Here is a 24,524-nt window from a genome sequence, read left to right on the forward strand (position 1 = left end):
GGAGGCGGTCACACGGTCGGCTGGGTTGAGCAGCATCGTAGGGGCGATCTGTCGGCGGTACTGTCCGCCTTCAGAGTGCCCTCCGACCCTCGGGATCCCTCGTGCATGACAGACCAGCCTGTTCCGCCAACCGTGTGGCTTGCGGACGACCGGGGGTACGGTATGCGGCCGCTCGTTCCCCAGGGCACATGCGGCCAGTACAAGTGGGATGCGATCGAGGCGGTCAACACTGTGCCGGTCACCGAAACAATCGTGCACCAGGTTCCCGTCGTCGCGCGATGACTGCGACCTTCTAGTCGACCGTGAATCTTCGCATCGCCAGATATCCGAAAACGCCGACCAGGATCAACGTGATGCCTGCAGTCACGGAAACGGAGTCGGTCACCAGCCCGGCGATTCCGGTCACGGCTGTGAACACCGGCAGAAAATCTAAGAGCCTGAAAATCGGCTGCGGGGGTTCGGTGTCGAGGCCCTGCGCCTGAGCGGCCTTGTTCGGCGCGTACTCGGGGTACCACTCGGTGAACGAGATCGCGAAGAAGGTTCCGAGCAACTGCAGAATCCATCCCGTCCAGAAGTTGTCACTGTCGTGCAGTCGTGCATCTCCGAACAAGCCCACCGCAGCCGACCAGGTGAAGGCGAGCGCCCATACTGCCGTGATGACGTAGTTGATGCGCAGAAACAACGGCGTCGTCCAATACTCTTCGGGCGTCGACTCTTTCGCGTACTGCAAAGTGAAAGGATTGCGGAGCAGAATCGACCCGAAGGCGAAGACCACCAGTGCGATGTTGGTCAGTTCGCCTCCCCAGAGTTCGAACCACCGAATCGTGTTCGCCGACGCGAGGAGCCCGATGGCCGCCAGAACGCCGAAGAACGCGACGTCGAAGACCTCCAACAGCTTCACGGTGCCACCGCGCCGGTGACTGGCCGCCAAAATCAGCAGTGACAACCCCAGCGCGGCAGCTGCGGATTCCTCGAACCTTCCCGGCCCGGAGAGCAAAGACAGCAGAATCCACGGCGACAGGCCCGCGAGCGGTGATTGCAGAACCGCATCGACCACGCTCGTTTTACGAACTGCATTCTGTCGCTCGGTCTTCTGTGGCTGGGTCTTCTCGGGCTCGGTCAAGGAACGCCGCCTTTGCGCTGGAACGGGTGGCACAGCGAGTACCCGCGAAGACGGCCCCCGAAGCGTCAGGACGAGTCGCGGTAGCTTTCCGCCACTGCGGCGGCACGGCTCAACAGGGCAATCCGCAGCGACTGCGGGGTCAACGCCTCCGCATCGACGCCAAGCTGCCACAACGCCCATTCGGCATGTCGCGAATCTTGGAAGGTAACCTCCATCCGCAGCCATCCGTCGTCTCCGACACTTTCGGCATGCACGCCCAGCGCCGTCTCTACCAATTCCTCCCTGCGTGCCGGATCCAGCCGCAGCCGCACGGCGACCTGGTCTCCGCCCGCCCGAAAGCGCGTACTGCGTTCCTGCCAGATCTGTTCGAGATCGACACTGGCCGGCCGCTCAGCGAGTTCGGCGAGTTCCTCTGCGGCCAGAATCCGAGACAACCGATAAGTCCGGTCAGCGCCCGAGGTCACGGTCAACAGGTAGCCTTTGCCGCGCACCGTGACCAGGCCGACCGGATCCACCGTGCGCCACTTCGGCGCCCGGTTCACCGCCGCGTAGTGGATCCGCAGCTTGTGCCCGGCAAGTACCGCACGCCGGACCTCGATCAAGATCGCGTCGGGCACTTCCTCGGTGGCCGACCGCCGTGAGAGCAGATCCTTCTCGGGGTCGATCAGAAACCGCTGGGCTGCAATGTCCGCGACAACTCGATTGCTTTCGGGTAGCGCGTCGACGACCTTGCGCATGGCTGAGGCAAGCTCCGAGCCGAGTCCGAAAACCTGCTCGCCACGCGCCGATCCCGCGGTCAGCAGTGCGAGTGCCTCGTCGTGGTTGAGTCCGGTCAGTTCGGTTCGGAAACCGGGCAGCAGCTCGAAACCTCCGTTTCGACCGCGTTCGGCGTAGACCGGCACCCCGGCTGCAGACAATGCCTCGATATCGCGCAACACGGTACGTGTGGAAACCTCCAACTCACGTGCCAGTGCGTCCGCGGACTGACGGCCCCGTTGGCGCAGTATCAGCACGAGCGAGACCAACCGATCAGCACGCATTCCGAAAATCTACCGAAATACATGACAGAGGGTGTCGTGATTTATTGACAGGCTTCTTCCACGACGGTGGAGATGGCGGCTGTCAAGCCCCCGACCATACGTTTTTCGGACAATCGAATGGAGTCGACGTGGCAATGGAACGAACGGCAGTCAACCCGGTGACGTGGTCGGCGGAAATGGGATTCAACCAAGGTGAAATCGTCTCCGGGCAGACTCGGACCCTGTTCATCTCGGGCCAGACGTCGATGAGCGAAGACGGTCGACCTCGGAATGAAGGCGACATGGCAGCGCAAGTGGCGCTCAGCCTCGACAACATGGAGGCAGTGCTCGCCGAGGCCGGTATGAGTCTGGCAAACCTGGTCCGTCTCAACGTCTACACCACAGATGTGGACGCGTTGTTCACGCACTACGGCATGTTGGCCTCACGGCTTGCCGCAGCCGGGGTCGCACCAACCACGACGATGCTCGGCGTGGTTCGGCTGGCAATCCCGGGTCAAATGGTCGAACTCGAGGGGACTGCCGTCGCATGATGCGGCCCTCCCTATTTGCCTTCCCTATTGGTGGGGAGTGATTCCCGAGGCTCAGGTTGCTGCCGTCTTTTCGGCAGGTAACTCGGCCTTGTCTCGGCGCCTGGCGATCACCGCCATGGCAATCGCTCCGACAGCGATGATGCTGAGCACGATTTCCGGCGCCGGGCCCACTCGGGTGGCGAAGGTGGTGCTGGTCGAGAGCGGCACCTTCGCCACCAGGGCGGCAGGCACGAACAGTTCGGTCTGCGAGGTCACCGCGCCGTCGGGACCGATGATCGCGCTGACACCACTGGTCGCAGCAACGACCACCGCGCGGCCGTGCTCGACTGCACGCACACGAGACATTGCCAGCTGTTGATACGTCATCTCGGTGTCCCCGAAGGTGGCGTTGTTGGTCGGTACCGCCAGCAGTTGCGCACCGTTGCGCACCGATTCCTGGAACGCTCGGTCGAACGCCACCTCGTAGCAGGTCGCGACGCCGATCGGCACACCCGCTGCGTGGACAACACCGTTGCCCTCGCCGGGTACGAAATTACCCGCGCGATCGGCGTAGGAGGAGAAGTTCCGGAAGAAGCCTCGGTAGGGCAGGTATTCGCCGAACGGCTGGATGATCTTTTTGTCGTGCTGTTCCTGAGGCCCATTGGCGCCGTCCCACACGATCACTGAATTGGTGGTCGTACGATCGGCATTCACGAGTACGGTGCCGACCAGAATCGGCGCTCCGATCGCTTCGGAGGCTCTGGTGATGTCGGCGGCGGCATCGGCGTTTCGCAGGGGGTCGATGTCCGAGGCGTTCTCCGGCCAGATCACGACGTCAGGCTGATCGACGCGGCCCGCGTCCACCTCGGCGGCAAGTTTCACGGTTTCGCTCACATGATTGTCGAGGACCTGCTTGCGCTGCGAATTGAAGTCCAAGCCCAACCGCGGAACGCTTCCCTGAATCGCGGCGACGGTGATCGTTCGGTCGCCGGAATCCATGGTGGCCAGGAACGGCGACGCCACAAGGGCAATGATCACGGGAACGAGGGCGGCGGCAACGGCTCCGAAGAATCCTCGGTCCCATCGCTTGGCTGCGATAGCGACGGCGACTGCTGCCAAGCCGGTACCGGTCAGGGCCACCGCGAAGCTGAGCAGCGGCGCACCGCCGACACTCGCAAGAGGGAGGAGCCACCCTTCGGATTGACCGAATGCGAGCCTGCCCCAGGGAAATCCGCCGAAAGGAACGCTGGAACGAAGCCACTCGGTAAGCGTCCAGGTCGCGGCAATCCACAACGGTGCCCAAGGCAACCTCGCCACCAGGACCGCCAGCAACCCGAACAGTCCGATGAACAACGACTCCACCGCGGCCAACGCGATCCACGGGATCGCGCCGACGAACACACCGATCCACGGAAGCAACGGCACCAGGAATCCGAGACCGGCCAGGTACCCGTAACCGAAGCCGGCACGAAGACGCAGTCCGCCGCGACCGAAGTTCGTCAACACGCACGTCAGAAGAGCGATCCCGACTGGCGCCAGAAACCACAACGGACGAGGTGGGAACCCGGCGAAGATCAAGAATCCGCCTGCTGCTGCGTACAGCGAACGTAGCCACGCCGAACCGGTGAGCACAGCGCTCACGCGGGAGCGATCACTGCTGGGCGCCTCTGCGCCGGCCTCACTCACTCGACGAGCCGCGCTGATAGACGACGCGTCCGCGATGCACCGACTTGATGCAGACCGGAATCGGCGCATCTTCCGCCAGCCTGGGCAGAGCGGGTACTCGCGAGCGCGGATCCGTTGACCATCGCTGAACCGAATCGGCCGGTGCACTCACTTCGAGTTCGCCTGCCTCCCACAACACGTAGGAGGCCGGTGCACCCGGATTGAGCGTTCCCGCGGCGCCGTCCCGCACTCCGCCCGCGCGCCAGGCACCGCGTGTTGCGGCGGAGAAGGCCGCACGCGGCGAAATCCCACTTCCGTCGGTGCGGTGCTGAACAGCGGCGCGCAGCATCGCCCACGGCTCGATCGGGGTGACTGGCGCATCGGAACTGAATGCGAGTGAGACTCCCTTACCGGCTGCGGGTGCAAACGGGTTCAGCGCTGCCGCGCGGTCGAGGCCCAGACGTGTCGCGTACAGGCCGTCGGTACCGCCCCACAGTGCGTCGAACACCGGCTGGACACTCGCGATGACGCCCAAGGCGGCAAAGGTTTCCGCGTCGGCCATCGACATCATCTCCGCATGTTCGAGGCGGTGACCCAGTGCGGCGACCTTGGGGCCACCCAGTTCGTCGGCCACTCGCCGGAACGCGGCAGCTGCCGACGACACGGCGCCGTCACCGATGGCGTGGAATCCGGCCTGGACACCCGCGAGGGTGCAGGCCCGGATGTGTGCGGCGATCGCGTCGACGTCGAGGTAGGCATTTCCTGTCGAATCAGGTTGGTCTGCATAGGGTTCGAGTAACCAGGCGGTGTGTGAACCGAGAGAACCGTCGATGAAGAGATCCCCGCCGAGTCCGTGTGCACCGGTCTTGTCGAGGAGTGCGCGCGCGTCCTCTTCGCTGTCGACGCGTTCACCCCAGTAGCCCCGAACCTCCACGCCGTGATCGTGGGCCAGGAGTTCCTGAAAATCGGTCAATCCCGAGATGTCCGGTCCCCCGCACTCGTGCACTGCGACGATCCCGCGGGAGGCGCACAGATCGAGCGCCGCGGTACGAGCAGACGCGCGCTGAGATTCGGTCAGCAGGTTCCGAGCCGCATTGCGCGCCAGGTGGTGTGCGTCGAACGTCAACGGGCCCTCGGCTGAGTATCCAGCGGTGTCGGCGAGGCCGGAGATGCCGTCGCGCAATGCGCTCGAGCACGCGGCCGAGTGAACATCGATCCGCGAGAGGTATATCTTGCGGCCAGGTGCGGCCGCGTCGAGATCTGCGGTCGACGGCGGCGTCTGCTCGGCCCATTCGGTGTCGTCCCAACCGTGTCCCCAGATGACTGCGTCGGGATGGGCAGTTTCGGGGTTCGCGGTTGCGAATGTTCGTACTCGCGAGAGGCATTCGTCCAGAGAGTTCGCACCCACGAGATCGAGGCCGACGATATTGAGTCCCAGCGCGGTGATGTGGACGTGGGTGTCGACGAACCCTGGAGTGACAAACGCACCGCCCAGGTCTTCGATCTCAGCGGCGGGGTGCAACGCCCGTCCGGCGCGCTCGTCGCCCACCCACACGACGGTGCCGTCGGTGATGGCGATCGAGGTCGCGTCAGGTGCAAATGAACTGTAGATCCGGCCGTTGACCAGCAGACGAGTAGTCACGAGCACCCAGTCTGCCTGTTAGTACTGCGGCCCCCGCGAACGGGTGGGTGTATCCGTGTCCAGAATCTCACCCTCAAAGACAAGTTCCTTGCCGTTGCTTGCTACGTATTCGGTGGTTTCGGGTGTCTCGACGATGATCTCGCCGTCGATCACCTCGCCGTTTCCGCGCATCCGCGCCGCGTAGCCGACGGTTCCGGCAAAGGCGTCACCACCGGCAGCAAATGCTGCTGCGCGCTTGCCTGCCAGGAGGACTGCAAGCGGGCGCAGTGCCCAGCGGGTCGGCGGAATCAGAAGCAGCAGGCCCAGAACGGAAGTCACGAGCCCGGGTACGAACATCAATGCGGAGCCGGCCGCGACCAAGGCGCCGTCGGCGACCGCCAGCGACGGCGATCCCTCACCCCGCGTGGCCTTACGGAATCCGTCCATGACCCGTCGCCACTGCGAACGCATGAGGATCAATCCGACAAGCGATCCGGCGAGAAACAGCAGCACGGTCCAGGCGACACCGATGGCGTTGCCCACGATGACCAATGCGGCGATCTCGACGATCACGTAGAGGAGGAATACGGCGGCGATCATGACGTCCCCTTTCAGACGGTCTACCCGTTCAACGCTCGAGGGGCCGGTTTTTCTCCCGACAACGATGCAGACCTGCAAACAGACGGGTGCCGTGAGTCACATGGGGCCTCCGCGGGGCGCCGTCGACTTGCCTGGCGTTAACTAACGCTCCGCTAACGATTCTAAACCTCAAGTTGACGTTGAGACTCTGGACATGGTCAAGTCACTTCGGGCCGCATATTCCGGCCTCATGAAATGAAGGAGCCCGACATGAGCCGACTCCCCGGCAAGACATTCGCCCGACGCATCCCGGCCGCCCTCGCCGGCACCGCCGCCGTCGTGGCACTCACCGCCGGCAGCACGATGATGAGCGCCGGAACCGCCGCCGCAGAACCGGTTGCACCCGAAGTTATTGCTGCGCTGATCGCCCAGGCCGCAGCCATCTCCCCCGAAGCCTCTGCTGCTGTTCAGCAGCTGATCGGCACGGCAGGCGCCGACCAGATCACCGCAGCCCTCGATATCCCCGACATCGGCGTCACGAAGCCTCAGTCGTTCATGTACCCGGCACCGACGGTCGGGTGCGGCATCGCCGGCGAGCCTGTCACCGTCACGCTCAGCTCCGCGCAGGCCGGTCCGAACTTCCCCTTGCCGCCGTGGGTCGAGGCCGATCACCTTCGTTTCCAGGCAATCCCGGGTTACGTGGGCATTCCCAAGACCTCAGGGTTGAGTGTCGCCTGGATCAACGTCGGCACGTTCAAGGGCGGGATCGTCCCGTTGGACGAGAGGTTACCGGTACTCGATACGCCATTGCTCTCGAAGGTCGTCGACACCGGTGACGGCAAGGTATTTGCCGCACTGTTCGGCAATGTCGATTACGCGGACGGAAAGTCCTGCATCGTGCTCCCCACAGTGGGCGCCTTCGATGCCTGAGCAGAGCCAAGCGCTCGATCTCTGAGCAGTGCGAAGCGCTCGCGGCCTGACCGGCAGCTGGCCTACGCGCCCGGAGTCACCAGTCCGGTCTCGTAGGCCAGCACCACTGCCTGCACACGATCACGCAGGTCGAGTTTCGTGAGAATGCGTCCGACGTGCGACTTGATAGTCGATTCGGACAGGTACAGCTGCTGTGCGATCTCGATGTTCGACAGGCCAGTGGCCACGTGTCCGAGGACTTCGCGTTCGCGTTCGGTCAGGACGTCGAGAACAACCGGATCGCGTCGCGGCGCCGGACCGTCCACGATGAACCTCGACAGCAGACGACGTGTCACCTTCGGGGAAACAACCGCGTCACCGGCTGCCACGCTGCGGATGGCCGACACCAGATCCTCGGGCGGGGTGTCCTTGAGAAGAAATCCGCTCGCTCCGGCTCGCAAGGCGCCGAGCGCGTGTTCGTCCAGGTCGAACGTCGTCATCACCAGGACTCGAGACTCGATCCCGGAGGCAAGAATCTGCTCCGTGGCTTTCACTCCGTCGACAATCGGCATCCGCACGTCCATCAACACGACGTCAGGCTCCAGCGCCACCGCAGCTGCGACCGCCGCGGCTCCGTCGCCGGCCTCACCGATGACCGAGATGTCCTCATGTGCTTCGAGCACCATGTTCAGGCCCATCCGCATGAGTTCCTGATCGTCGACTAACAGCACGGTGATGGGCACCGCGTAAACCTATCGGGCCTGAGACGTCGGTGCCAACGCGATTGATCCCAGCCAGTATCAATCGTGGATCTCGAGTGGTAGTTCCGCGTACACACGCCAACTGCCGTCGGGGCGTCGGCCGGTCTCGAGTGTCCCGTGCAGTACCGCCACCCGCTCACGCATGCCGACCAGTCCGTTCCCCGAACCGTGAGAGAAGGTCGAACTCGACGTTCCGTTGTCGACCACCTCGAGCAGCACCGCGGTTTCGGTGCGGCGCACGGTGACTCGTGCCTTCGGATTTGCGCCGGCGTGCCGGAGGACATTGGTCAGGGACTCTTGGACGAGGCGATGAATGCCCAAGCTGACCGACGGACTGACGTCGTCGAGTTCACCGGTCAGCTCGAGGCGCACACCGAGTCCGGCTGCACGCATCATCTCGACGACCTTGGCAATACCGGCCGTTCCGTGTTGCGGCATCGCGTCGCTACTGACCTCGGTACGCAGAAGCGACACCGTCCGGCGAAGTTCGGCAAGGGCGTCGCGTCCCGTGCTGGAGATATTGCCCAGCGCTTTCTTGGCCAACGCCGGATTGGATTCGACCGCGTACGACGCTCCGTCCGCTTGGACGATCATCACACTGACCGCGTGTGCAACGACGTCGTGGAGTTCGCGGGCGATCCGCGTTCTTTCCGTGGCCACCGCATCCTCGGCGCGCCGATCCCGTTCGTATTCGGCCACTTCGAGTCTGGCTGCCACTTCCTCGTCGTATGCGCGCCGCGCGCTCAAGAACTCGGCGGTGATCCAGGCGAGCGCATAGAGCAGCGTCGCGATGATGATCGTGAGGATCACGTCTTCGCGGATCACGAGCAACGAGAGAGACATGTCCACGGCCAGGAAGCACGCAAAGATTGCCCCGGTGCGCCGATCGACGTAAGCAACGAGGGTGTAGAGCGAGACGCCGAGTGCCAGCAGTCCTGGATGTTCCGCAGCTGGGTCCCCCGTCGCCCACATCACCAGGGTCGCGAAATACGACATGGACAATATGGCCGCTGCGGAGGTGCGGGGAAATTTGCGACGCCACACGACCGGCAGACAGATCAGAAATCCGACGACGAGCTGAGGCCATCGTTCCTCGCGAGGTGAGCTCACGAACGTGACAACTTCGAGCGCGAAGAACACGAGCGCCAGAGCGCTGTCCGCGATCATCGGCTTTCCTCGCAGCCACAGGCTGAACCTCCGCATGTGCTCAAGAGTGTCACAGCTGTGAAAGAGTCACCGCCGTGGATATTGCTGATTGGGGACTGCTGATGACGGCAGCGACGGCGGCGGGTTGGGTGGACGCCGTCGTCGGCGGCGGCGGATTGATTCTGTTGCCCGCGCTCTTTCTGGTCGCCCCGCAATTGACCCCGCAGGCCGCACTGGCCACCAACAAATTGACGGCATTCACCGGGACGAGTGCTGCGGTGTACACGTTCTCCCGTCGAATCCCGATGGAGTGGCGGCAGATGGCGCCGGCAGCCGCGTTGGCTGCGGTGACGGCCGCGTGCGGGGCGGCGGCCGTTTCGCTGATCGACAAGAAGTACTTCATTCCGATCGTGATGGTCGTCCTCGTCGCCGTCGCCGTCTTCGTGACCATGCGTCCGACGCTGGGCACCACGATCGCGACTCATCGTCCGACGCAGCGCAAGACCGTCCTCGTCCTGCTGCTCTCCGCCGGACTCATCGGCCTCTACGACGGTCTGCTCGGACCCGGCACCGGCACCTTCCTCATCATCAGCTTCGCGACCTTCCTCGGAACCGAATTCGTTCGGAGCGCAGCGATGGCGAAGGTGATCAATCTCGGTTCCAATTTCGGCGCGCTCGCCTACTTCGCCGTCACCGGGCATGTCTGGTGGAGTTTGGGTTTGGCGATGGCAGTCTGCAACGTTCTCGGCGCGGTCATCGGTTCGCGGATGGCGCTGAGCAAGGGATCCGGGTTTGTGCGGATCACGCTGTTGGTTGTCGTGATCGCCATGGTGATTCGCCTCGGATGGCAGCAGTTCGGCTGAGATCGGCGGTCGTCGGCTAGCGTCGTGTGCGTGACCGTCACCCGAGATGTCGATGCAGATTTCCTCGCCCTCCCGCTGCGAGCTGTCGCTGATGCGGCGCTGTCGGCAGCGAGAACAGCCGGCGCCCAGCACGCCGATGTTCGTGTCCACCGCGTGCTCACACAGTCGATCCGCTTGCGCGACGGCGTAGTTCAGGCGGTGTCCGACGGAGACGAGATCGGGGTCGCCGTCCGCGTGATCGTCGACGGCACGTGGGGGTTCGCCTCGCACGCCGAGGTGTCCCCTGACGTCGCGGCTGCGTTGGCACGCCAAGCGGTCGAGGTCGCGAAGGCATTGCGCTCGCTCAATCGGGATCCGGTCACCCTCGCCGACGAGCCCGTCTACGCCGACGCGACGTGGGTGTCTCCGTACCTCGAGGATCCCTTCACGACACCGACGGCCGACAAGGTAGCCCTGCTGGTCGACTATTCCGGGCGGCTTCAAGCCGGTGACGGCGTGGATCACGTCACGGCGAGCGTCCTCCAGGTCAAAGAACAGACCTTCTACGCGGATCTGGCCGGTTCGTCGATCACCCAGCAACGGGTGCGTCTGCACCCCGAGTTCGAAGCGACAGCCGTCGACAAGTCGGCCGGCAGCTTCGAATCGATGCGTACCTTGGCTCCGCCGGTAGGGCGCGGATGGGAGTATCTCGGGGCGGAGAGCACGTGGAACTGGGGTGAGGAGCTCGCCCAGATACCGGAGTGGCTGGCCGAAAAGACGAAGGCACCGACCGTCGAAGCGGGTCCGACCGACCTCGTGATCGATCCGACCAATCTGTGGCTCACGATCCACGAATCCATCGGGCATGCCACCGAATACGACCGGGCAATCGGCTACGAAGCGGCCTACGCCGGTACGTCGTTCGCGACGCCGGACCAGCTGGGAACCCTGAAATACGGAACGCCACTCATGCACGTAACCGCCGATCGAAACGAAGAGCACGGCCTGGCCAGCGTCGGATTCGACGACGACGGAGTCGCCTCTCAACGGTGGGATCTGGTCGCCGACGGAACACTGGTCGGATATCAACTCGATCGAGTGTTCGCGCCGAGACTGGGACTGACGCGTTCCAACGGCTGCTCGTACGCAGACTCCGCACATCACGTTCCCATCCAGCGTATGGCCAACGTCTCGCTCTCCCCCGACCCTTCTACGGACACGTCGACCGAAGACCTGATCTCGCGAGTCGAGAACGGCATCTATGTCGTCGGTGACAAGTCCTGGTCGATCGACATGCAGCGCTACAACTTCCAGTTCACCGGTCAGCGGTTCTTCAAGATCCGTGACGGAAAGCTCGACGGTCAGGTGCGTGACGTGGCGTATCAGGCGACGACAACGGATTTCTGGGGCTCGATGGAAGCCGTCGGCGGAGAGTCGACCTGGCGGCTGCAAGGCGCATTCAACTGCGGCAAGGCGCAGCCCGGCCAGGTTGCGGCGGTCAGCCACGGCTGCCCGTCCGCTATGTTCCGCGGAGTCAACATCCTCAACACTCGTTCGGAGGCTCAGCAGTGATCGATCCGCAGCAAGTCGTCGAGCGTGCATTGGCTGCGAGGACGGTAGACGAATCGTTGGTGATCGTGACCGACGCGAGTGAGGCGTCGCTCCGGTGGGCCAACAATTCGATGACCACCAACGGAGTCTCACTGTCCCGGACGTGGACGGTGATTTCGATCGTGCGCGAAGGTGACATCGCGAAGGTGGGCACTGTCAGTTCCAGCAGCGTCGATCCGGAGCAGATTTCCGCGCTCGTGCAGGCAAGCGAAGAAGCTGCTCGCACAGCCACTCCCGCTGACGACGCATCCGACTTGATCACCCAATCCGCGGCCGAGACCGACTGGGACCTGCCGCCCGCCCTGACCGACATCGGTGTCTTCGCGCAGTTGGCTGCCGACCTGTCCACGGCCTTCGACGGCGGTGACCAGCTGTTCGGGTTCGCCCACCACCAGATGCACACCACCTGGCTCGGATCTTCGACGGGCGTGCGACGCAGAACGGCTCAAGCGACCGGCTCCGTGGAGATCAACGGTAAGCGCGGCGACGCGAGTGCCTGGGTCGGATCAGGGACCGTCGATTTCAGCGATATCTCGATACCGAACCTGTTGTCGCAATTGACCACTCGACTCGACTGGGCGGGCAATTCCGTCAGCCTGCCTGCCGGCCGCTACGAGACGATTCTTCCGCCGTCGGCTGTCGCGGACCTGATGATCTATCTGATGTGGACCATGGAGGGCCGCGGCGCCGAAGAGGGGCACACCGCACTTTCCTCCACCGGCGGCACGCGGATCGGTGAGAAACTGGGTTCCTTGCCACTCACGCTGACCTCCGACCCCGGCGCCGAGGGCTTGCAGTCCGCGCCGTTCGTGATCACGACGTCGTCGAGCGAATCCGTCTCACTGTTCGACAACGGCATGGAGATCGAACCCGTCGACTGGGTCCGAGACGGCGTCGTCAATGCGCTGGCATACCCGCGCCACGCTGCCCAAGAATTCGGTCGACCCGTCGCAGTTCCCGGCGACAATCTCATCCTGACCGGTGGTGACGACACCTCGATCGAGGACATGATCGCGGGTACCGAGAAGGGACTGCTGCTCACGACCCTCTGGTACATCCGCGAGGTGGATCCCGCGACTCTGCTACTGACCGGACTCACGCGAGACGGTGTGTATTTGATCGAGGACGGCAAGATCGTCGGCGCCGTCAACAACTTCCGTTTCAACGAGAGCCCCCTCGATCTCCTGCGGCGGGTCACCGAGGCGGGCCGCACCGAGATCACGCTCCCCCGCGAGTGGAAAGACTGGTTCACTCGAACGGCTATGCCGCCGATGCGGATTCCCGATTTCCACATGTCCTCGGTCAGTCAGGCACAGTGATGGCGAAGGTCGTGATCGCCGGTGGCACCGGCGCTCTCGGCCGCCGGATCAGCGACGATCTCGCCGACCGCGGGTATGACGTCGTGGTTCTGACTCGGTCACCGAAACCCGGCAGACACAGGCAGGTTGAGTGGGACGGCGTCACGGTAGGCGACTGGGCGGGAGAACTCGATGGCGCTGCGGTGATCAATCTGGCCGGCGAGTTGGTCGATCGCCGACCCACACCTGCAAACATCGCATTGCTCACCAGTTCCCGAGTCGATCCGACCCGCGCGCTGGTCGAAGCGTCGAAACTACTGGCGAGCCCTGTTCCGGTGTGGATCCAGGCGAGCACGCTCGCGATCTACGGCGATGCGGGTGAGACCCGATTGGACGAGGATTCTCCTCTCGCTGACGGGCCGCCTCAGATGACCGACGTCGCAAAGGACTGGAAGGCATCGGTCGAGGGCGCCAACACGTCACGAGTAGTGATCCTACGGACCAGCGTCGTCCTGGAAAAAGGCACGCCGGCACTCGAACGACTCCTGTTGCTCGTGCGTCTCGGGCTGGGTGGACGCGTTGCCTCGGGTAGTCAATGGACCAGTTGGATTCACATCGACGACTGGCTGTCGATCGTGCGGTGGGCCCTGGAACCCGATTCAGCTGCCTCAGGTGTGGTCATCGCGACGGCTCCGAATCCCGTCCGAAACTCAGAACTGATGGGCGGGCTGCGCAAGCACCTTCATCGCCCACCTGCGCCGCCGACGCCCGCGTTCATGGTCAGAATCGGCGCGTTCCTTCTGCGCAGCGACGCTGCCCTGGGCCTGACGGGTCGGCATGCCGTGTCGAAAGTGTTGGCGAACAACGGCTTCCCATTCACCTATCCGCGGTTCGATTCAGCGTTGGACGATCTACTCGGCAACTGATGCTCGGTCAGGCTGCAGTGATGGCAAGTCCGATCGTTCCGGTCTTGCCGCGGCGAAGGAGACTGCCTTTCATGGTGATCCAACCCAGGATTCCGTAGCGACGCGCGATCGCGTCGCGAGCATGATCGGTGCCCGGTCCGTCGAGGATCTCGGCGACGGCGGCAACCGGTTCACCCTTCGGATTTCCCCGAACGTCACACGCAGCGACGGTGACTGACGGGTTTCGCCTGATGCGCCTGACCTTGTAGGAGTCGGCGACGGTCCACATCAGCAGCGTGTCGCCGTCCAGCGCGGCCCAGAGCGGAGTCGCCACTGGCGTCCCGTCCTTGCGGAAGGTCGTGAGTAGGACGTACTTGGCCTCGGAGACGCGCTTGAAGTCGGGGTTCACACTTCGAGGATAGTTGCGGCTTCAGTCCGACGATAAGTGCGATATCTGGTGACTGTTCAGCAATCAATCTCCGAAAATGGCGAAATATCCCATATGCACAATCTTTTCGAACGGTGCGACACCTCACAGATCCAATGCGCATCAGGTTTGCGGGAAACAGTTATTCTTACGCAACTAACTGATTGACCCTGGAAGTGATCCGCTCCCGGGGCACGAACTGGTGGGAGTTGGATTCAGAAATGCAACGCAGGGATTTCTTGAGAACCGCAGGGATCGGAGCTGCCGTAGCGGCTGTTGCACCGCTTGCGTCGACGCCAACCGTTCACGCCGCACCTGCGCGCGAATTGCCCATGGGCAATTCGTACTACCGCCGCCTTGTTCCGGAGCTCTTCGTCCCGTCTCCGATTCCGGCGCAACATACGGAAGCCATAGTGATCGGTTCTGGATTCGGCGCCAGCGCAACCGCACTTCGACTGGCCCAAAGCGGTACTCAGGTCACGATCCTCGAACGAGGGCTCCGCTGGCCCCGCGATCCGCAACGAGAGATCCACACCTCGGACGCCCTCGCCGACGGGCGCGGACTGTTTCATCGCACGTCCTTCACCAACCTCACGGGATTTCCCGTCTTCTGCGACAACTTCCCAGGCGTTCTCGACGCCACGGACTACAAGAATATTTCGGTCTGGCGCGGAGCAGCCGTCGGTGGCGGTTCGATCATCTTCACCGGTGTGATGATCGCCCCGGAACGACGGTTCTTCGACGCCGTCTTCGGTAGCTCACTCAGCTTTGACGAGATGAATGCCACCTGGTACCCCAAAGTCCGCCAAATGCTGCGATTGAGCTCGATGCCCGAGGATATCTACCAGAGCCCGCAATTCGGACACTCCCGGCGTTGGGATCAGGATGCCCGCAAAGCTGGCTACAACCCGCAGCGCATAGACGGAATCTGGGACTGGGATGTCGTCCGCGCGGAACTCCGCGGCCAAAGTCGTGCATCGGCCACCGTCGGCGACAGCAACATGGGTAACTCCAACGGGGCGAAATTCGACCTCACCCTCAACTACATACCTGCGGCGGAGGCTACCGGCCGGGCCACGGTCTGCTACGGCCATCAGGTGCTGTCCATCGGACGAGAGACGAGCGGCCGTTACACGGTAGATGTCGAATCCACCGATCCGGCCGGAAAGGTCTTGGCCCGCAAAACCATTACTTGCGACAAACTCTTCCTCGGTGCCGGATCGATCGGCACAACCGAACTACTCGTCCGCGCCCAAGCCACCGGAACGCTTCCGAACCTCAATGAGCACATCGGCAAGGGCTGGGGAACCAACGGCGACGCCGCGATGGTGCGCTCGTTCGGATTCAGCGACGGCCTCGCTCAGGCATCACCATCGGCGTCGCGCATCGTCGACGAATCCGGGATGCCGCTGACGATGGAAAACTGGTACGTCCCCGGCTTGCCACTCAACATCGGCATGCTCGGAAGCCTGGGAATGACCCTCAATCCGCAGCGTGCGGACTTCAGCTACGACGAAGGCTCCAATCGCGTCACACTGAACTGGCCGAAGAACGGCAACGACACCACCGTCGAGGCACTGCGCGCGGTGCAGAACAAGATGGCGTTCGCCGGCACCGCACTGCCATCGGCGCTGCCGTTCGCGAAGGACGTCAACGCCTCGTTCACCGCGCATCCGCTCGGTGGTGCTGTGATGGGCAAGGCCACCGACGGCTACGGACGAGTCAAGGGGTACGACGGCCTGTACGTGATGGACGCCGCCATAATCCCCGGCAGTACCGGTACGGTCAACCCGGCGTTGACCATCACCGCGTTGGCTGAACGCAACATCGCAGAAATCATCAAGTCCGGGCGCTGACATCCGTCAGCGCCCGACCTCGAAACCGTTGGCTCACTCCCCCTCGAGTTCGCCTTCGGTTTCGAGGTACACCTGACGCAAGCCGTCGAGTGTCTTCTGCTCGGGGTGCTCCCACATGTTTCGCTCGGCGGCTTCGAGAAGTCGCTCGGCGATTCCGTGCAGGGCCCACGGATTGGATTGCGTCATGAACTTCTGGTTCTGCTCGTCCAGAACGTATGTCTCGGCGAGCTTCTCGTACATCCAGTCCGCGACGACGTTGGTGGTGGCGTCGTACCCGAAGAGGTAGTCGACCGTGGCCGCCATCTCGAATGCACCCTTGTACCCGTGACGGCGCATGGCGTCGAGCCAGCGGGGGTTGACCACGCGCGCCCGGAAGACACGTGCGGTCTCTTCCGAAAGTGTGCGTGTGCGAACCGATTCCGGCCGAGTGCTGTCACCGATGTACGCCTCGGGTGACTTCCCGGTCAGCGCGCGCACGGTGGCAACCATGCCGCCGTGGTACTGGAAGTAGTCGTCCGAATCGGCGATGTCGTGCTCACGCGTGTCGGTGTTCTTGGCCGCCACGTTGATTCGACGGTATGCGCTGCGCATGTCGTCGGCTGCCGGGATTCCGTCGAGCCCACGTCCGTACGCGAAGCCGCCCCAGTTGGTGTACACCTCGGCGAGGTCGTCGTCACCGCGCCAGGTCTTGGAGTCGATGAGTTGCAGCAGGCCGGCGCCGTAAGTTCCGGGCTTCGAACCGAAGATGCGGGTGGTCGCACGTCTGGCGTCGCCGTGCTCGGCGAGATCCGCCTGTGCGTGAGCGCGCACGTAGTTCTGCTCGTCCGTCTCGTCCAGCGCTGCCACCAATTGAACGGCGTCGTCGAGCAATGCGAGCACATGTGGGAACGCATCACGGAAGAATCCGGAGATGCGGACGGTGACGTCGATGCGCGGTCGGCCCAGTTCTTCGAGATCGATGACTTCGAGGTTGACGACGCGTCGGCTTGCTTCGTCCCAGACGGGGCGAACACCGAGGAGCGCAAACACTTCGGCGATGTCGTCGCCGGAGGTACGCATGGCTGCGGTTCCCCACACCGACAGACCCACCGAGCGCGGGTATTCGCCGTGATCTGCGAGATAGCGAGCGGCGAGCGACTCGGCCATCGCCTGACCGGTCTCCCACGCCAGACGCGACGGAACTGCCTTGGGGTCGACCGAGTAGAAGTTGCGACCGGTGGGAAGCACGTTGATCAGGCCGCGCAGCGGCGAGCCGCTCGGACCGGCCGCGATGAAACCGCCGTCAAGCGCATGCAGGACCTGCTTGATCTCGTTGTTCGTCTGTCGGAGGCGTGGAACCACTTCGGTGGCGGCGAACTGCAGGATCTTCACGACGGTCTCGTCGTCGCTGAGGTCTTCGGCGGCGGCGGGGTTCCAGTCGGCGTCGTACATGCCGCGAACCAGAGCGTGTGCCTTTTCCTCGATATCGTCGACACGGCTGCGGGACTCGTCGCCGTCTTCGCTGAGCCCGAGAGCCTCACGCAGACCGGGAACGCTCTGTTCGCCACCCCACATCTGACGGGCACGCAGCATGGCGAGGACCAGTTCGATTTCGGCGTCGCCCTCGGGAGCGCGGCCGAGAATGTGCAGACCATCGCGGATCTGGACGTCCTTGATCTCGCACAGCCAACCGTCGACGTGCAGGAGCATGTCGTCGAACACGTCTTCTTCGGGCCGCTCCGCGAGGCCGAGGTCGTGGTCCATCTTGGCAGCACGCATCAGCGTCCAGATCTGCTGGCGAATGGCCGGCAGCTTGGACGGGTCGAGTGCGGAGATGTTGGAGTGCTCGTCGAGCAGTTGCTCGAGACGGGAGATGTCGCCGTAGCTTTCGGCGCGGGCCATCGGTGGGATCAGGTGATCGACGAGCGTCGCGTGGGCACGACGCTTTGCCTGTGTTCCCTCACCCGGGTCGTTGACCAGGAACGGGTAGATCAGCGGCAGGTCGCCGAGCGCTGCGTCGGTGCCGCAGTTGCTGGACATGCCGAGTGTCTTGCCCGGCAACCATTCGAGGTTGCCGTGCTTGCCCAGGTGCACAACCGCGTCGGCGCCGAATCCACCAGCGTCAGGCGTCGCCGCGATCCAGCGGTAGGCCGCCAAGTAGTGATGGCTCGGCGGCAGATCCGGATCGTGGTAGATCGCGACGGGCTTTTCGCCGAATCCCCGGGGCGGCTGAACCATGAGCACGATGTTGTTGAAACGCAGTGCCGCGATGACGATTTCGCCGTCGGGATCCTGTGAGCGGTCGACGTACAGCTCGCCGGGCGCTGTGCCCCAATGCTCTTCGACACCGCTGCGCAGCTCTTCGGGCAACGTGGCAAACCATTCGCGGTACTTCGCTGCCGAGATTCGGATCGGATTTCCCTCGAGCTGCTCGGCAGTGAGCCAGTCGGGATCCTGTCCGCCGGCCGCGATCAGGGCATGGATCAGCGCGTCGCCGTCCTTCGCCGCCAGGCCGGGAACTGCGTCCGGACCGTCGACCGGACCGAGATCGTAACCGGCAGAACGCATTTCAGTGAGAAGGCCGATTGCGCTCGCCGGAGTATCGAGACCGACGGCGTTGCCGATGCGGGCGTGCTTGGTCGGGTACGCCGAGAGCATCAGAGCAACGCGACGCTCGGTGGTGGGAATGTGGCGCAGCTTGCCGTGACGGACCGCGATCCCGGCGACACGGGCAGCGCGCTCGACGTCGGGGACGTACGTGGACAGTCCGTCGGAGTCGATTTCCTTGAAGGAGAACGGGACGGTAATGATGCGGCCGTCGAATTCCGGCACCGCGACCTGGGTCGCAACGTCGAGAGGCGACAGTCCGTCGTCGTTCTCGTCCCAGGTGGCGCGGCTACTGGTCAGGCACAGGCCCTGCAGGATGGGGACGTCGAGCGCAGCGAGTGCGGCGACATCCCAGGCTTCGTCGTCGCCACCGGCGGACGCGGTCGCGGGCTTCGTGCCACCGGCAGCAAGAACTGTCACGACCATGGCGTCGGCGCGGCGGAGCGTGCTCAGAAGTTCGGCTTCTGCGGTTCGCAGAGATGCGCAGTAGATCGGCAGCGCGGTGCCACCGGCCTCGGCGACCGCGTCGCACAACGCCTGGATGTACCGGGTGTTTCCGGCCAAATGCTGGGCGCGGTAGTACAGAACTGCGATGACCGGACCGGTCGCCGAGTCGAGATCGGGCGCGAAATCAGCGATTCCCCAGGAAGGCAGGTGGGCCGGCGGTTCGAACCCGTGGCCGGTGAGCAGGACGGTGTCGGACAGGAAGTGGTGCAGCTGTGCCAGATTCTGTGCGCCACCCTCGGCCAGGTAGTTGTGCGCCTCGGCAGCGACACCGGCGGAAACCGTCGAGCACTCCATGAGGTCGGCATCCGGCGCGTGCTCGCCGCCGAGAACGACTACGGGGAGTCCGGAGGCGAGGACCATGTCCAGGCCGTCTTCCCAGCTGCGACGGCTGCCGAGGATACGAACGATCACGAGGTCGACGCCGTCGAGCAAGGGCGGCAAGTCCTCCGAGACCAGCAAGCGTGAGGGGTTGGCCCAGCGATAGGAGACGCCGTCGCCGGCTTCCTGGCTGGCGCGGGCGCTCAGCAGATCGGTGTCGGACGTGGAGAGCAGAAGAATCACGGGTGAAGCCTTCCTGGGGTTTCGCGCCCCGTGGCACAGATCTGTCATCGACGGCGGTTGAGGGTCTGACTCGTGTTTCCGAGCGGAAACACGTCCCGCTCGAGCAACACTCACAGTGGCGCGACCGCACCGGACTTTCACCGGTTTCCTCAACTGCCGTCACTGGTGGTGGTGATGCTACCGGTCCGCAGAAAGCACTCATGACAGGTCGTACCCTGGAGCCATGCCCACGGACCGTTCACAGCCAGACGCGTGCCCGGGTGCACTGCAAGTTCACCACGCCGCCGACGGCGCACTGGCACGCGTGCGCCTACCCGGCGGACTCCTCACCCCCACCCAGTTGCAGACGCTCGCAGACGCGGCGCGCGATCTGGGCAACGGGCAGATGGAACTCACCTCGAGGGGCAACGTACAACTGCGCTCGGTCTCGGACCCCGAAGCCTTCGCGGCGCGTATCGCTTCGGCCGGTCTGCTGCCGTCCGCGACGCACGAACGAGTGCGCAACATCCTCGCGTCCCCACTGTCCGGCCGTATCGGGGGCGTCGCCGACATTCGTGAACTGGTCCACCGTCTCGATTCGGCCATTCAGGCGGATCAGGCATTGGCCGATCTGCCGGGGCGAACCCTGTTCACCCTTGACGACGGGCGCGGAGACATCACCGGACTGCGGGGCGATTTCGGACTCCATGCGCACAGCGCTACCGAGCATTCCCTGGTGCTCGCCGGTCACCACACCACTCACCGCGTACATGCAGATGACGCCGTCGAATTGCTCCTCGAGGCGGCTCGATCATTCCTCGACGTTCGCGACAAGCACTGGCGCCTGGCCGAGGTTCCGGACGGAATCGAACGCACCCTCGAGCAGCTGGGTCTGAGCGCCGAGTCCACCGTTGCGGCGGACCTCACGCCGGATGCACGGCCCACTATCGGCTGGCTCGAGCAGCGCGACGGGACCGTAGCTCTGGGCGGCGGCCTGCGATTCGGGCTGCTCGACGCTCGGCTGGCCGAGTTCCTCGCCGCCGTCGACAAGCCCGTCGTCGTGACGCCCTGGCGATCGGTGCATATCTTCGACCTCGACGAATGGGCAGCCGAGCAGGTAGTCCGGGTGCTGGCACCCATGGGGTTGATCTTCGACGAGAACTCACCGTGGCTCGAGGTCACCGCCTGCACCGGAAGCCCGGGATGCGAGAAGTCGCTCGCCGATGTGCGCACTGACGCCATCACCGCGGTAGAGCAGGCAGAACTGCCCGTCGTCGGGCGCCAGCACTGGGCCGGGTGCGACCGCAGCTGCGGACGTCCCCGCGGGGACGTAGCGGATGTGATTGCGACGGGTGACGGTTACCGGGTGAATCCGGCCGATCGGTGATGCCTCTATCGTGTGGCACATGATCGAGTACATCCGTGACGGCGCGGAAATCTATCGCCAGTCCTTTGCCACCATTCGGGCCGAAGCCGACCTGAGCCGTTTCCCGGCGGATGTCTCGCAAGCTGTAGTGCGCATGATTCACGCAAGTGGCCAGGTCGATCTCGTCGACGACGTCGCCTTCACGCCTGGAGTCGTCTCGGCCGCGCGTGCCGCTCTGCGCGACGGCGCGCCGATCTTCTGCGACGCCCAGATGGTGGCGGCCGGCATCACGCGCAAGCGTCTGCCCGCCGGCAACGACGTCATCTGCACCCTCGGCGATCCTCGGGTCCCCGTGCTGGCGTCGACCATCGACAACACTCGCTCGGCCGCTGCACTCGAACTGTGGGGAGCCAAGCTCGAGGGCGCTGTTGTCGCGATCGGAAACGCACCCACCGCGCTGTTCCATCTCCTGAACCTCATCGAAGCCGGAGCACCCCGTCCCGCCGCCATCGTCGGAGGTCCGGTCGGCTTCATCGGCGCTGCCGAGTCGAAGGAAGCTCTCATCGAACACGCCAGCGGAATCGATCATCTCGTGCTCCGCGGCCGACGCGGCGGCAGCGCAATCACTGCGGCGGTCGTCAATGCGATTGCGAGCGAAGTCGAATGAGTGCAGGCAAGCTCTGGGGTGTCGGTATCGGCCCCGGCGATCCCGAATTGGTGACCGTCAAGGCCGCCCGCGTCATCGGCGAGGCAGACGTGGTCGCGTTCCACTCTGCGCGGCACGGCAAGAGCATCTCCCGCGCAGTTGCAGCGCCGTACATGCGCGAAGGGCAGATCGAAGAACACCTCGTCTACCCCGTCACCACCGAGACCGTTGACCATCCCGGCGGATATCAGGGCGCGATGGACGAGTTCTACGAAGCGGCTGCCGAGCGACTCGCAGTTCACCTCGAGGCCGGTCGAACCGTCGCGTTGCTCGCTGCCGGCGATCCGCTCTTCTACAGCTCCTACATGCACATGCACAAGCGGCTGGCCGATCGCTTCGACGCCGAGGTGATTCCCGGTGTCACCTCCGTCAGCGCGGCATCGGCTGCACTCGGAAAACCGCTGGTCGAGGGTGAAGAAATCCTCACGATCTTACCCGGAACATTGCCGCAGGCCGAGCTGACCAGGCGGCTCAAGGAAACCGACGCCGCAGCCATTCTCAAACTCGGACGCACGTTCCCACCGGTCCTGCAATCGCTCGAGGATTCAGGCCGCTTGGATGAAGCGCACTACGTCGAACGCGCGAGCACCACACGTCAACGCGTCGAATCCGCTGCCGAGGTCGACCCGGACGGAGTTCCGTACTTCTCGATCGCCATCGTTCCGAGCCCGTCGAACAACCCTCGACCTGCAACCGAATCCCGCGGCGAGGTGGTCGTGGTCGGACTCGGACCGGGCGACACCGCCTGGACCACACCCGAAGTGGCGTATGAGCTTTCGTTGGCAACCGACCTCGTCGGCTACGGCCCTTACGTCGATCGCGTGCCGACGCGTCCGGGCCAGCGTCGTCATTCCAGCGACAACCGCGTCGAAGCGGAACGCGCCGCAATGGCGTTGGACCTGGCGAAGAACGGCGCCCGTGTAGCTGTCGTCTCGTCGGGAGATCCCGGCGTATTCGCCATGGCTGCAGCAGTTCTCGAAGTTGCCGCCGAAGACCAGTGGCGCGGCGTCCCGGTCCGCATCCTTCCCGGTATGACGGCGGCAAACGCTGTTGCCAGTCGTGTCGGCGCTCCCCTCGGGCACGACTATGCGGTGCTCTCCCTCTCTGACCGCCTCAAGCCGTGGGATGTCGTCGCGCGACGTATCTCGGCAGTTGCAGCCGCGGACATGGCGTTTGCGGTCTACAACCCGGCGTCGAAGTCCCGGACGTGGCAGGTCCAAGCCATGAAGGACCTCGTGCTCGAGCACCGCTCCCACGAGACTCCCGTTGTCATCGGGCGCGATGTTGCCGGCACCGAGGAATCCGTTCGGGTCGTGACCCTCGGCGAGCTCGAGCCTTCCGAGATCGACATGCGGACGCTGCTGATCGTTGGCTCGTCGATGACAACCGTCGTCGAAACCGGTTCGGGCCGTCAGGTGTTCACCCCGCGGCGCTACCCGGAGTGACCACCACTCGGCGATAGCATGGCGTCATGCCCGTCAACCGGACCCGGAAAGCCAGATACGCACGCAAACGCAAACGCCGAATGGATCTGGTGGAGCACGACCTGTCCGTCGAGCAGTGGTCCGCGCTCAAAGCGGCCTGGGGTGGCTGCGCGTACTGCGGCGAGTTGGACGAGTCGCCGCAGCGTGACTGCGTGCTGGCGATCTCCCGCGGTGGGCGCTATACACTCGACAACATCGCACCGGCTTGCCGCTCGTGCAATGCAAGCAAATGCAACAGCGAGGTCACTCTCTGGTTGCGGCGCAAGGGGTATGACGAGAAGGCCTTCCTCCTGCGACACGCGGAGATAGGGATCGAGATGAGGGCGCAGTTCTCGGAGCAGTCGTGACGACCCCGCACGAGTTTCGCCCGATCCTCGACGAGTTGATGGAGTTCGAACCTCTGTTTCACCGAACTCGAGTAGCGATGTCACGAGACGAGTTCGATGCGGTCGTCGACCCGGAGTTCCGGGAGATCGGAGCCTCGGGTGCTCGATACACCCGCGACTACGTGCAGTCGGTAGTTGAGCGCCGACGCCTCCGCGGCGAGGTGAACGACGCCGCCGAACTCGGGTGGAGGGTTGACCGGCCAGCGCTGAGCCGGATCGCTCCGGACACATATCTGGTGACGTACCGGCTGGCGCAAGCGCATCGGGTTACCGAGCGATCATCCATCTGGCGGTTCACCGAGAATCGATGGAGCGTGCTCTTTCATCAAGGCACAGTCGTCGAAAGTGGTCTGGAAGCGTGAACGAATCGATCCACAACCCCACCATTCCGCTTTGGATGGACGTCACCTTCACCGCCTTCGTACTTGCATGGATCTTCATCACGGTTAGCGCGCTCGTGGCGATCGTGCGCACCGACTTCGACCGTTCGGGCGCCAAATTCTGGTGGTGCGCGCTGGTGATCGCGGTGCCTGTACTCGGTGCGCTCGTCTGGTTACTGTTCGGTCGACCCCCGCGTGACTCCAGGTCCCGAACCTGATCTACACCGACAGCCCGGCAGTAGTCTGAGTACGGTCCGGTGCTGTCACTCTGCGCGTA

23 protein-coding genes and 1 riboswitch are annotated in these 24,524 nt (G+C 64.0%); of the genes, 14 read left to right on the forward strand and 9 right to left on the reverse strand.

Annotation, left to right across the window (positions count from 1 at the left end; genetic code table 11):
• Window positions 1-105: 105 nt before the first annotated feature.
• Window positions 106-282: a hypothetical protein gene (locus R4P65_RS21585; RefSeq protein ID WP_317828040.1), complete on the forward strand. Its 177-nt coding sequence runs from the start codon at window positions 106-108 to the stop codon at window positions 280-282.
• 10 nt (window positions 283-292) lie between these two features.
• Here R4P65_RS21585 and R4P65_RS21590 read toward each other — a convergent pair whose 3' ends face one another.
• Entirely contained in the window at window positions 293-1,123 is an 831-nt protein-coding gene (locus tag R4P65_RS21590; protein ID WP_317828041.1) for a hypothetical protein, read from the reverse strand.
• 65 nt (window positions 1,124-1,188) lie between these two features.
• On the reverse strand, window positions 1,189-2,163 hold the full coding sequence (locus R4P65_RS21595) for a helix-turn-helix transcriptional regulator (protein WP_317828042.1): 975 nt from the start codon (window positions 2,161-2,163) through the stop codon (window positions 1,189-1,191).
• A gap of 134 nt (window positions 2,164-2,297) precedes the next feature.
• Between R4P65_RS21595 and R4P65_RS21600 the strand changes: the two genes are divergently transcribed.
• Window positions 2,298-2,693 (forward strand): RidA family protein, encoded by a 396-nt coding sequence (locus R4P65_RS21600; RefSeq protein WP_317828089.1) that lies wholly within the window; start codon window positions 2,298-2,300, stop codon window positions 2,691-2,693.
• A 51-nt stretch (window positions 2,694-2,744) separates the two neighbouring features.
• Here R4P65_RS21600 and lnt read toward each other — a convergent pair whose 3' ends face one another.
• Genes lnt through R4P65_RS21615 form a run of 3 tightly spaced genes read right to left on the reverse strand, consistent with a single transcriptional unit; the run spans window position 2,745 to window position 6,558 of the window.
• Window positions 2,745-4,313: an apolipoprotein N-acyltransferase gene (lnt, locus tag R4P65_RS21605; protein WP_317828090.1), complete on the reverse strand. Its 1,569-nt coding sequence runs from the start codon at window positions 4,311-4,313 to the stop codon at window positions 2,745-2,747.
• A 37-nt stretch (window positions 4,314-4,350) separates the two neighbouring features.
• Window positions 4,351-5,985 (reverse strand): amidohydrolase, encoded by a 1,635-nt coding sequence (locus R4P65_RS21610; protein WP_317828043.1) that lies wholly within the window; start codon window positions 5,983-5,985, stop codon window positions 4,351-4,353.
• A gap of 12 nt (window positions 5,986-5,997) precedes the next feature.
• Window positions 5,998-6,558, reverse strand: coding sequence for an FxsA family protein (locus R4P65_RS21615; protein ID WP_317828044.1), 561 nt, complete (start codon window positions 6,556-6,558; stop codon window positions 5,998-6,000).
• Window positions 6,559-6,807: 249 nt separating this feature from the next.
• Between R4P65_RS21615 and R4P65_RS21620 the strand changes: the two genes are divergently transcribed.
• Window positions 6,808-7,467, forward strand: a complete 660-nt coding sequence (locus tag R4P65_RS21620; protein WP_317828045.1) for a hypothetical protein — start codon at window positions 6,808-6,810, stop codon at window positions 7,465-7,467.
• 62 nt (window positions 7,468-7,529) lie between these two features.
• On the opposite strand, the gene R4P65_RS21625 is transcribed toward R4P65_RS21620, so the two are convergent.
• Complete coding sequence (locus R4P65_RS21625) at window positions 7,530-8,189, reverse strand: response regulator transcription factor (protein ID WP_317828046.1); 660 nt, start codon at window positions 8,187-8,189, stop codon at window positions 7,530-7,532.
• Window positions 8,190-8,246: 57 nt separating this feature from the next.
• Window positions 8,247-9,410, reverse strand: a complete 1,164-nt coding sequence (locus R4P65_RS21630; RefSeq protein ID WP_317828047.1) for a sensor histidine kinase — start codon at window positions 9,408-9,410, stop codon at window positions 8,247-8,249.
• 38 nt (window positions 9,411-9,448) lie between these two features.
• On the opposite strand from R4P65_RS21630, the gene R4P65_RS21635 reads away from it, so the two are divergent.
• Genes R4P65_RS21635 through R4P65_RS21650 form a run of 4 tightly spaced genes read left to right on the forward strand, consistent with a single transcriptional unit; the run spans window position 9,449 to window position 14,030 of the window.
• Window positions 9,449-10,216: a TSUP family transporter gene (locus tag R4P65_RS21635; RefSeq protein ID WP_030536361.1), complete on the forward strand. Its 768-nt coding sequence runs from the start codon at window positions 9,449-9,451 to the stop codon at window positions 10,214-10,216.
• A gap of 30 nt (window positions 10,217-10,246) precedes the next feature.
• On the forward strand, window positions 10,247-11,767 hold the full coding sequence (locus R4P65_RS21640) for a TldD/PmbA family protein (protein ID WP_317828048.1): 1,521 nt from the start codon (window positions 10,247-10,249) through the stop codon (window positions 11,765-11,767).
• Window positions 11,764-13,125 carry a metallopeptidase TldD-related protein gene (locus R4P65_RS21645; protein WP_317828049.1) on the forward strand — a complete coding sequence of 454 codons (1,362 nt, stop codon included), beginning with the start codon at window positions 11,764-11,766 and terminating at the stop codon, window positions 13,123-13,125. The genes R4P65_RS21640 and R4P65_RS21645 overlap by 4 nt, the downstream gene beginning before the upstream one ends.
• Window positions 13,125-14,030 (forward strand): epimerase, encoded by a 906-nt coding sequence (locus R4P65_RS21650; RefSeq protein ID WP_317828050.1) that lies wholly within the window; start codon window positions 13,125-13,127, stop codon window positions 14,028-14,030. The genes R4P65_RS21645 and R4P65_RS21650 overlap by 1 nt, the downstream gene beginning before the upstream one ends.
• 7 nt (window positions 14,031-14,037) lie before the next feature.
• On the opposite strand, the gene R4P65_RS21655 is transcribed toward R4P65_RS21650, so the two are convergent.
• Window positions 14,038-14,418 (reverse strand): PPOX class F420-dependent oxidoreductase, encoded by a 381-nt coding sequence (locus R4P65_RS21655; protein ID WP_317828051.1) that lies wholly within the window; start codon window positions 14,416-14,418, stop codon window positions 14,038-14,040.
• 239 nt (window positions 14,419-14,657) lie between these two features.
• Here R4P65_RS21655 and R4P65_RS21660 point away from each other — a divergent pair, with 239 nt between their 5' ends.
• Entirely contained in the window at window positions 14,658-16,292 is a 1,635-nt protein-coding gene (locus R4P65_RS21660) for a GMC oxidoreductase (RefSeq protein WP_317828052.1), read from the forward strand.
• A gap of 33 nt (window positions 16,293-16,325) precedes the next feature.
• Here R4P65_RS21660 and cobN read toward each other — a convergent pair whose 3' ends face one another.
• A complete protein-coding gene (cobN, locus tag R4P65_RS21665; protein WP_317828053.1) occupies window positions 16,326-19,946 on the reverse strand; it encodes a cobaltochelatase subunit CobN in 3,621 nt (1,206 codons plus the stop codon).
• 63 nt (window positions 19,947-20,009) lie between these two features.
• Window positions 20,010-20,095: riboswitch (cobalamin riboswitch) on the reverse strand.
• Window positions 20,096-20,169: 74 nt separating this feature from the next.
• Here cobN and cobG point away from each other — a divergent pair.
• The 6 genes from cobG to R4P65_RS21695 are packed head-to-tail and all read left to right on the forward strand — an operon-like array spanning window position 20,170 to window position 24,465.
• Complete coding sequence (gene cobG / locus R4P65_RS21670) at window positions 20,170-21,312, forward strand: precorrin-3B synthase (protein ID WP_317828054.1); 1,143 nt, start codon at window positions 20,170-20,172, stop codon at window positions 21,310-21,312.
• Between the two features lie 19 nt (window positions 21,313-21,331).
• Window positions 21,332-21,958 (forward strand): precorrin-8X methylmutase, encoded by a 627-nt coding sequence (locus R4P65_RS21675; protein ID WP_007729839.1) that lies wholly within the window; start codon window positions 21,332-21,334, stop codon window positions 21,956-21,958.
• A complete protein-coding gene (cobJ, locus tag R4P65_RS21680; RefSeq protein ID WP_317828055.1) occupies window positions 21,955-23,442 on the forward strand; it encodes a precorrin-3B C(17)-methyltransferase in 1,488 nt (495 codons plus the stop codon). Before R4P65_RS21675 ends, cobJ begins: the two co-directional genes overlap by 4 nt.
• Before the next feature lie 26 nt (window positions 23,443-23,468).
• Complete coding sequence (locus tag R4P65_RS21685; RefSeq protein ID WP_230815647.1) at window positions 23,469-23,828, forward strand: HNH endonuclease; 360 nt, start codon at window positions 23,469-23,471, stop codon at window positions 23,826-23,828.
• Window positions 23,825-24,229: a hypothetical protein gene (locus tag R4P65_RS21690; protein WP_317828056.1), complete on the forward strand. Its 405-nt coding sequence runs from the start codon at window positions 23,825-23,827 to the stop codon at window positions 24,227-24,229. The genes R4P65_RS21685 and R4P65_RS21690 overlap by 4 nt, the downstream gene beginning before the upstream one ends.
• A complete protein-coding gene (locus R4P65_RS21695) occupies window positions 24,226-24,465 on the forward strand; it encodes a PLDc N-terminal domain-containing protein (protein ID WP_317828057.1) in 240 nt (79 codons plus the stop codon). Before R4P65_RS21690 ends, R4P65_RS21695 begins: the two co-directional genes overlap by 4 nt.
• Window positions 24,466-24,524 lie beyond the last annotated feature (59 nt).

Origin of the sequence: Rhodococcus sp. IEGM 1318, assembly GCF_033142465.1 — a bacterium.
Taxonomy (GTDB): domain Bacteria; phylum Actinomycetota; class Actinomycetes; order Mycobacteriales; family Mycobacteriaceae; genus Rhodococcus_F; species Rhodococcus_F qingshengii_B.

Bases quoted from the DNA above. Each gene is read 5' to 3' on its own strand.
- R4P65_RS21585 (WP_317828040.1), top strand. From the start codon at position 106: ATGACAGACCAGCCTGTTCCGCCAACCGTGTGGCTTGCGGACGACCGG.
- R4P65_RS21595 (WP_317828042.1), bottom strand. From the start codon at position 2,163: ATGCGTGCTGATCGGTTGGTCTCGCTCGTGCTGATACTGCGCCAACGG.
- R4P65_RS21600 (WP_317828089.1), top strand. From the start codon at position 2,298: ATGGAACGAACGGCAGTCAACCCGGTGACGTGGTCGGCGGAAATGGGA.
- R4P65_RS21615 (WP_317828044.1), bottom strand. From the start codon at position 6,558: ATGATCGCCGCCGTATTCCTCCTCTACGTGATCGTCGAGATCGCCGCA.
- R4P65_RS21620 (WP_317828045.1), top strand. From the start codon at position 6,808: ATGAGCCGACTCCCCGGCAAGACATTCGCCCGACGCATCCCGGCCGCC.
- R4P65_RS21630 (WP_317828047.1), bottom strand. From the start codon at position 9,410: ATGCGGAGGTTCAGCCTGTGGCTGCGAGGAAAGCCGATGATCGCGGAC.
- R4P65_RS21650 (WP_317828050.1), top strand. From the start codon at position 13,125: ATGGCGAAGGTCGTGATCGCCGGTGGCACCGGCGCTCTCGGCCGCCGG.
- R4P65_RS21660 (WP_317828052.1), top strand. From the start codon at position 14,658: ATGCAACGCAGGGATTTCTTGAGAACCGCAGGGATCGGAGCTGCCGTA.
- cobG (WP_317828054.1), top strand. From the start codon at position 20,170: ATGCCCACGGACCGTTCACAGCCAGACGCGTGCCCGGGTGCACTGCAA.
- R4P65_RS21675 (WP_007729839.1), top strand. From the start codon at position 21,332: ATGATCGAGTACATCCGTGACGGCGCGGAAATCTATCGCCAGTCCTTT.
- cobJ (WP_317828055.1), top strand. From the start codon at position 21,955: ATGAGTGCAGGCAAGCTCTGGGGTGTCGGTATCGGCCCCGGCGATCCC.
- R4P65_RS21685 (WP_230815647.1), top strand. From the start codon at position 23,469: ATGCCCGTCAACCGGACCCGGAAAGCCAGATACGCACGCAAACGCAAA.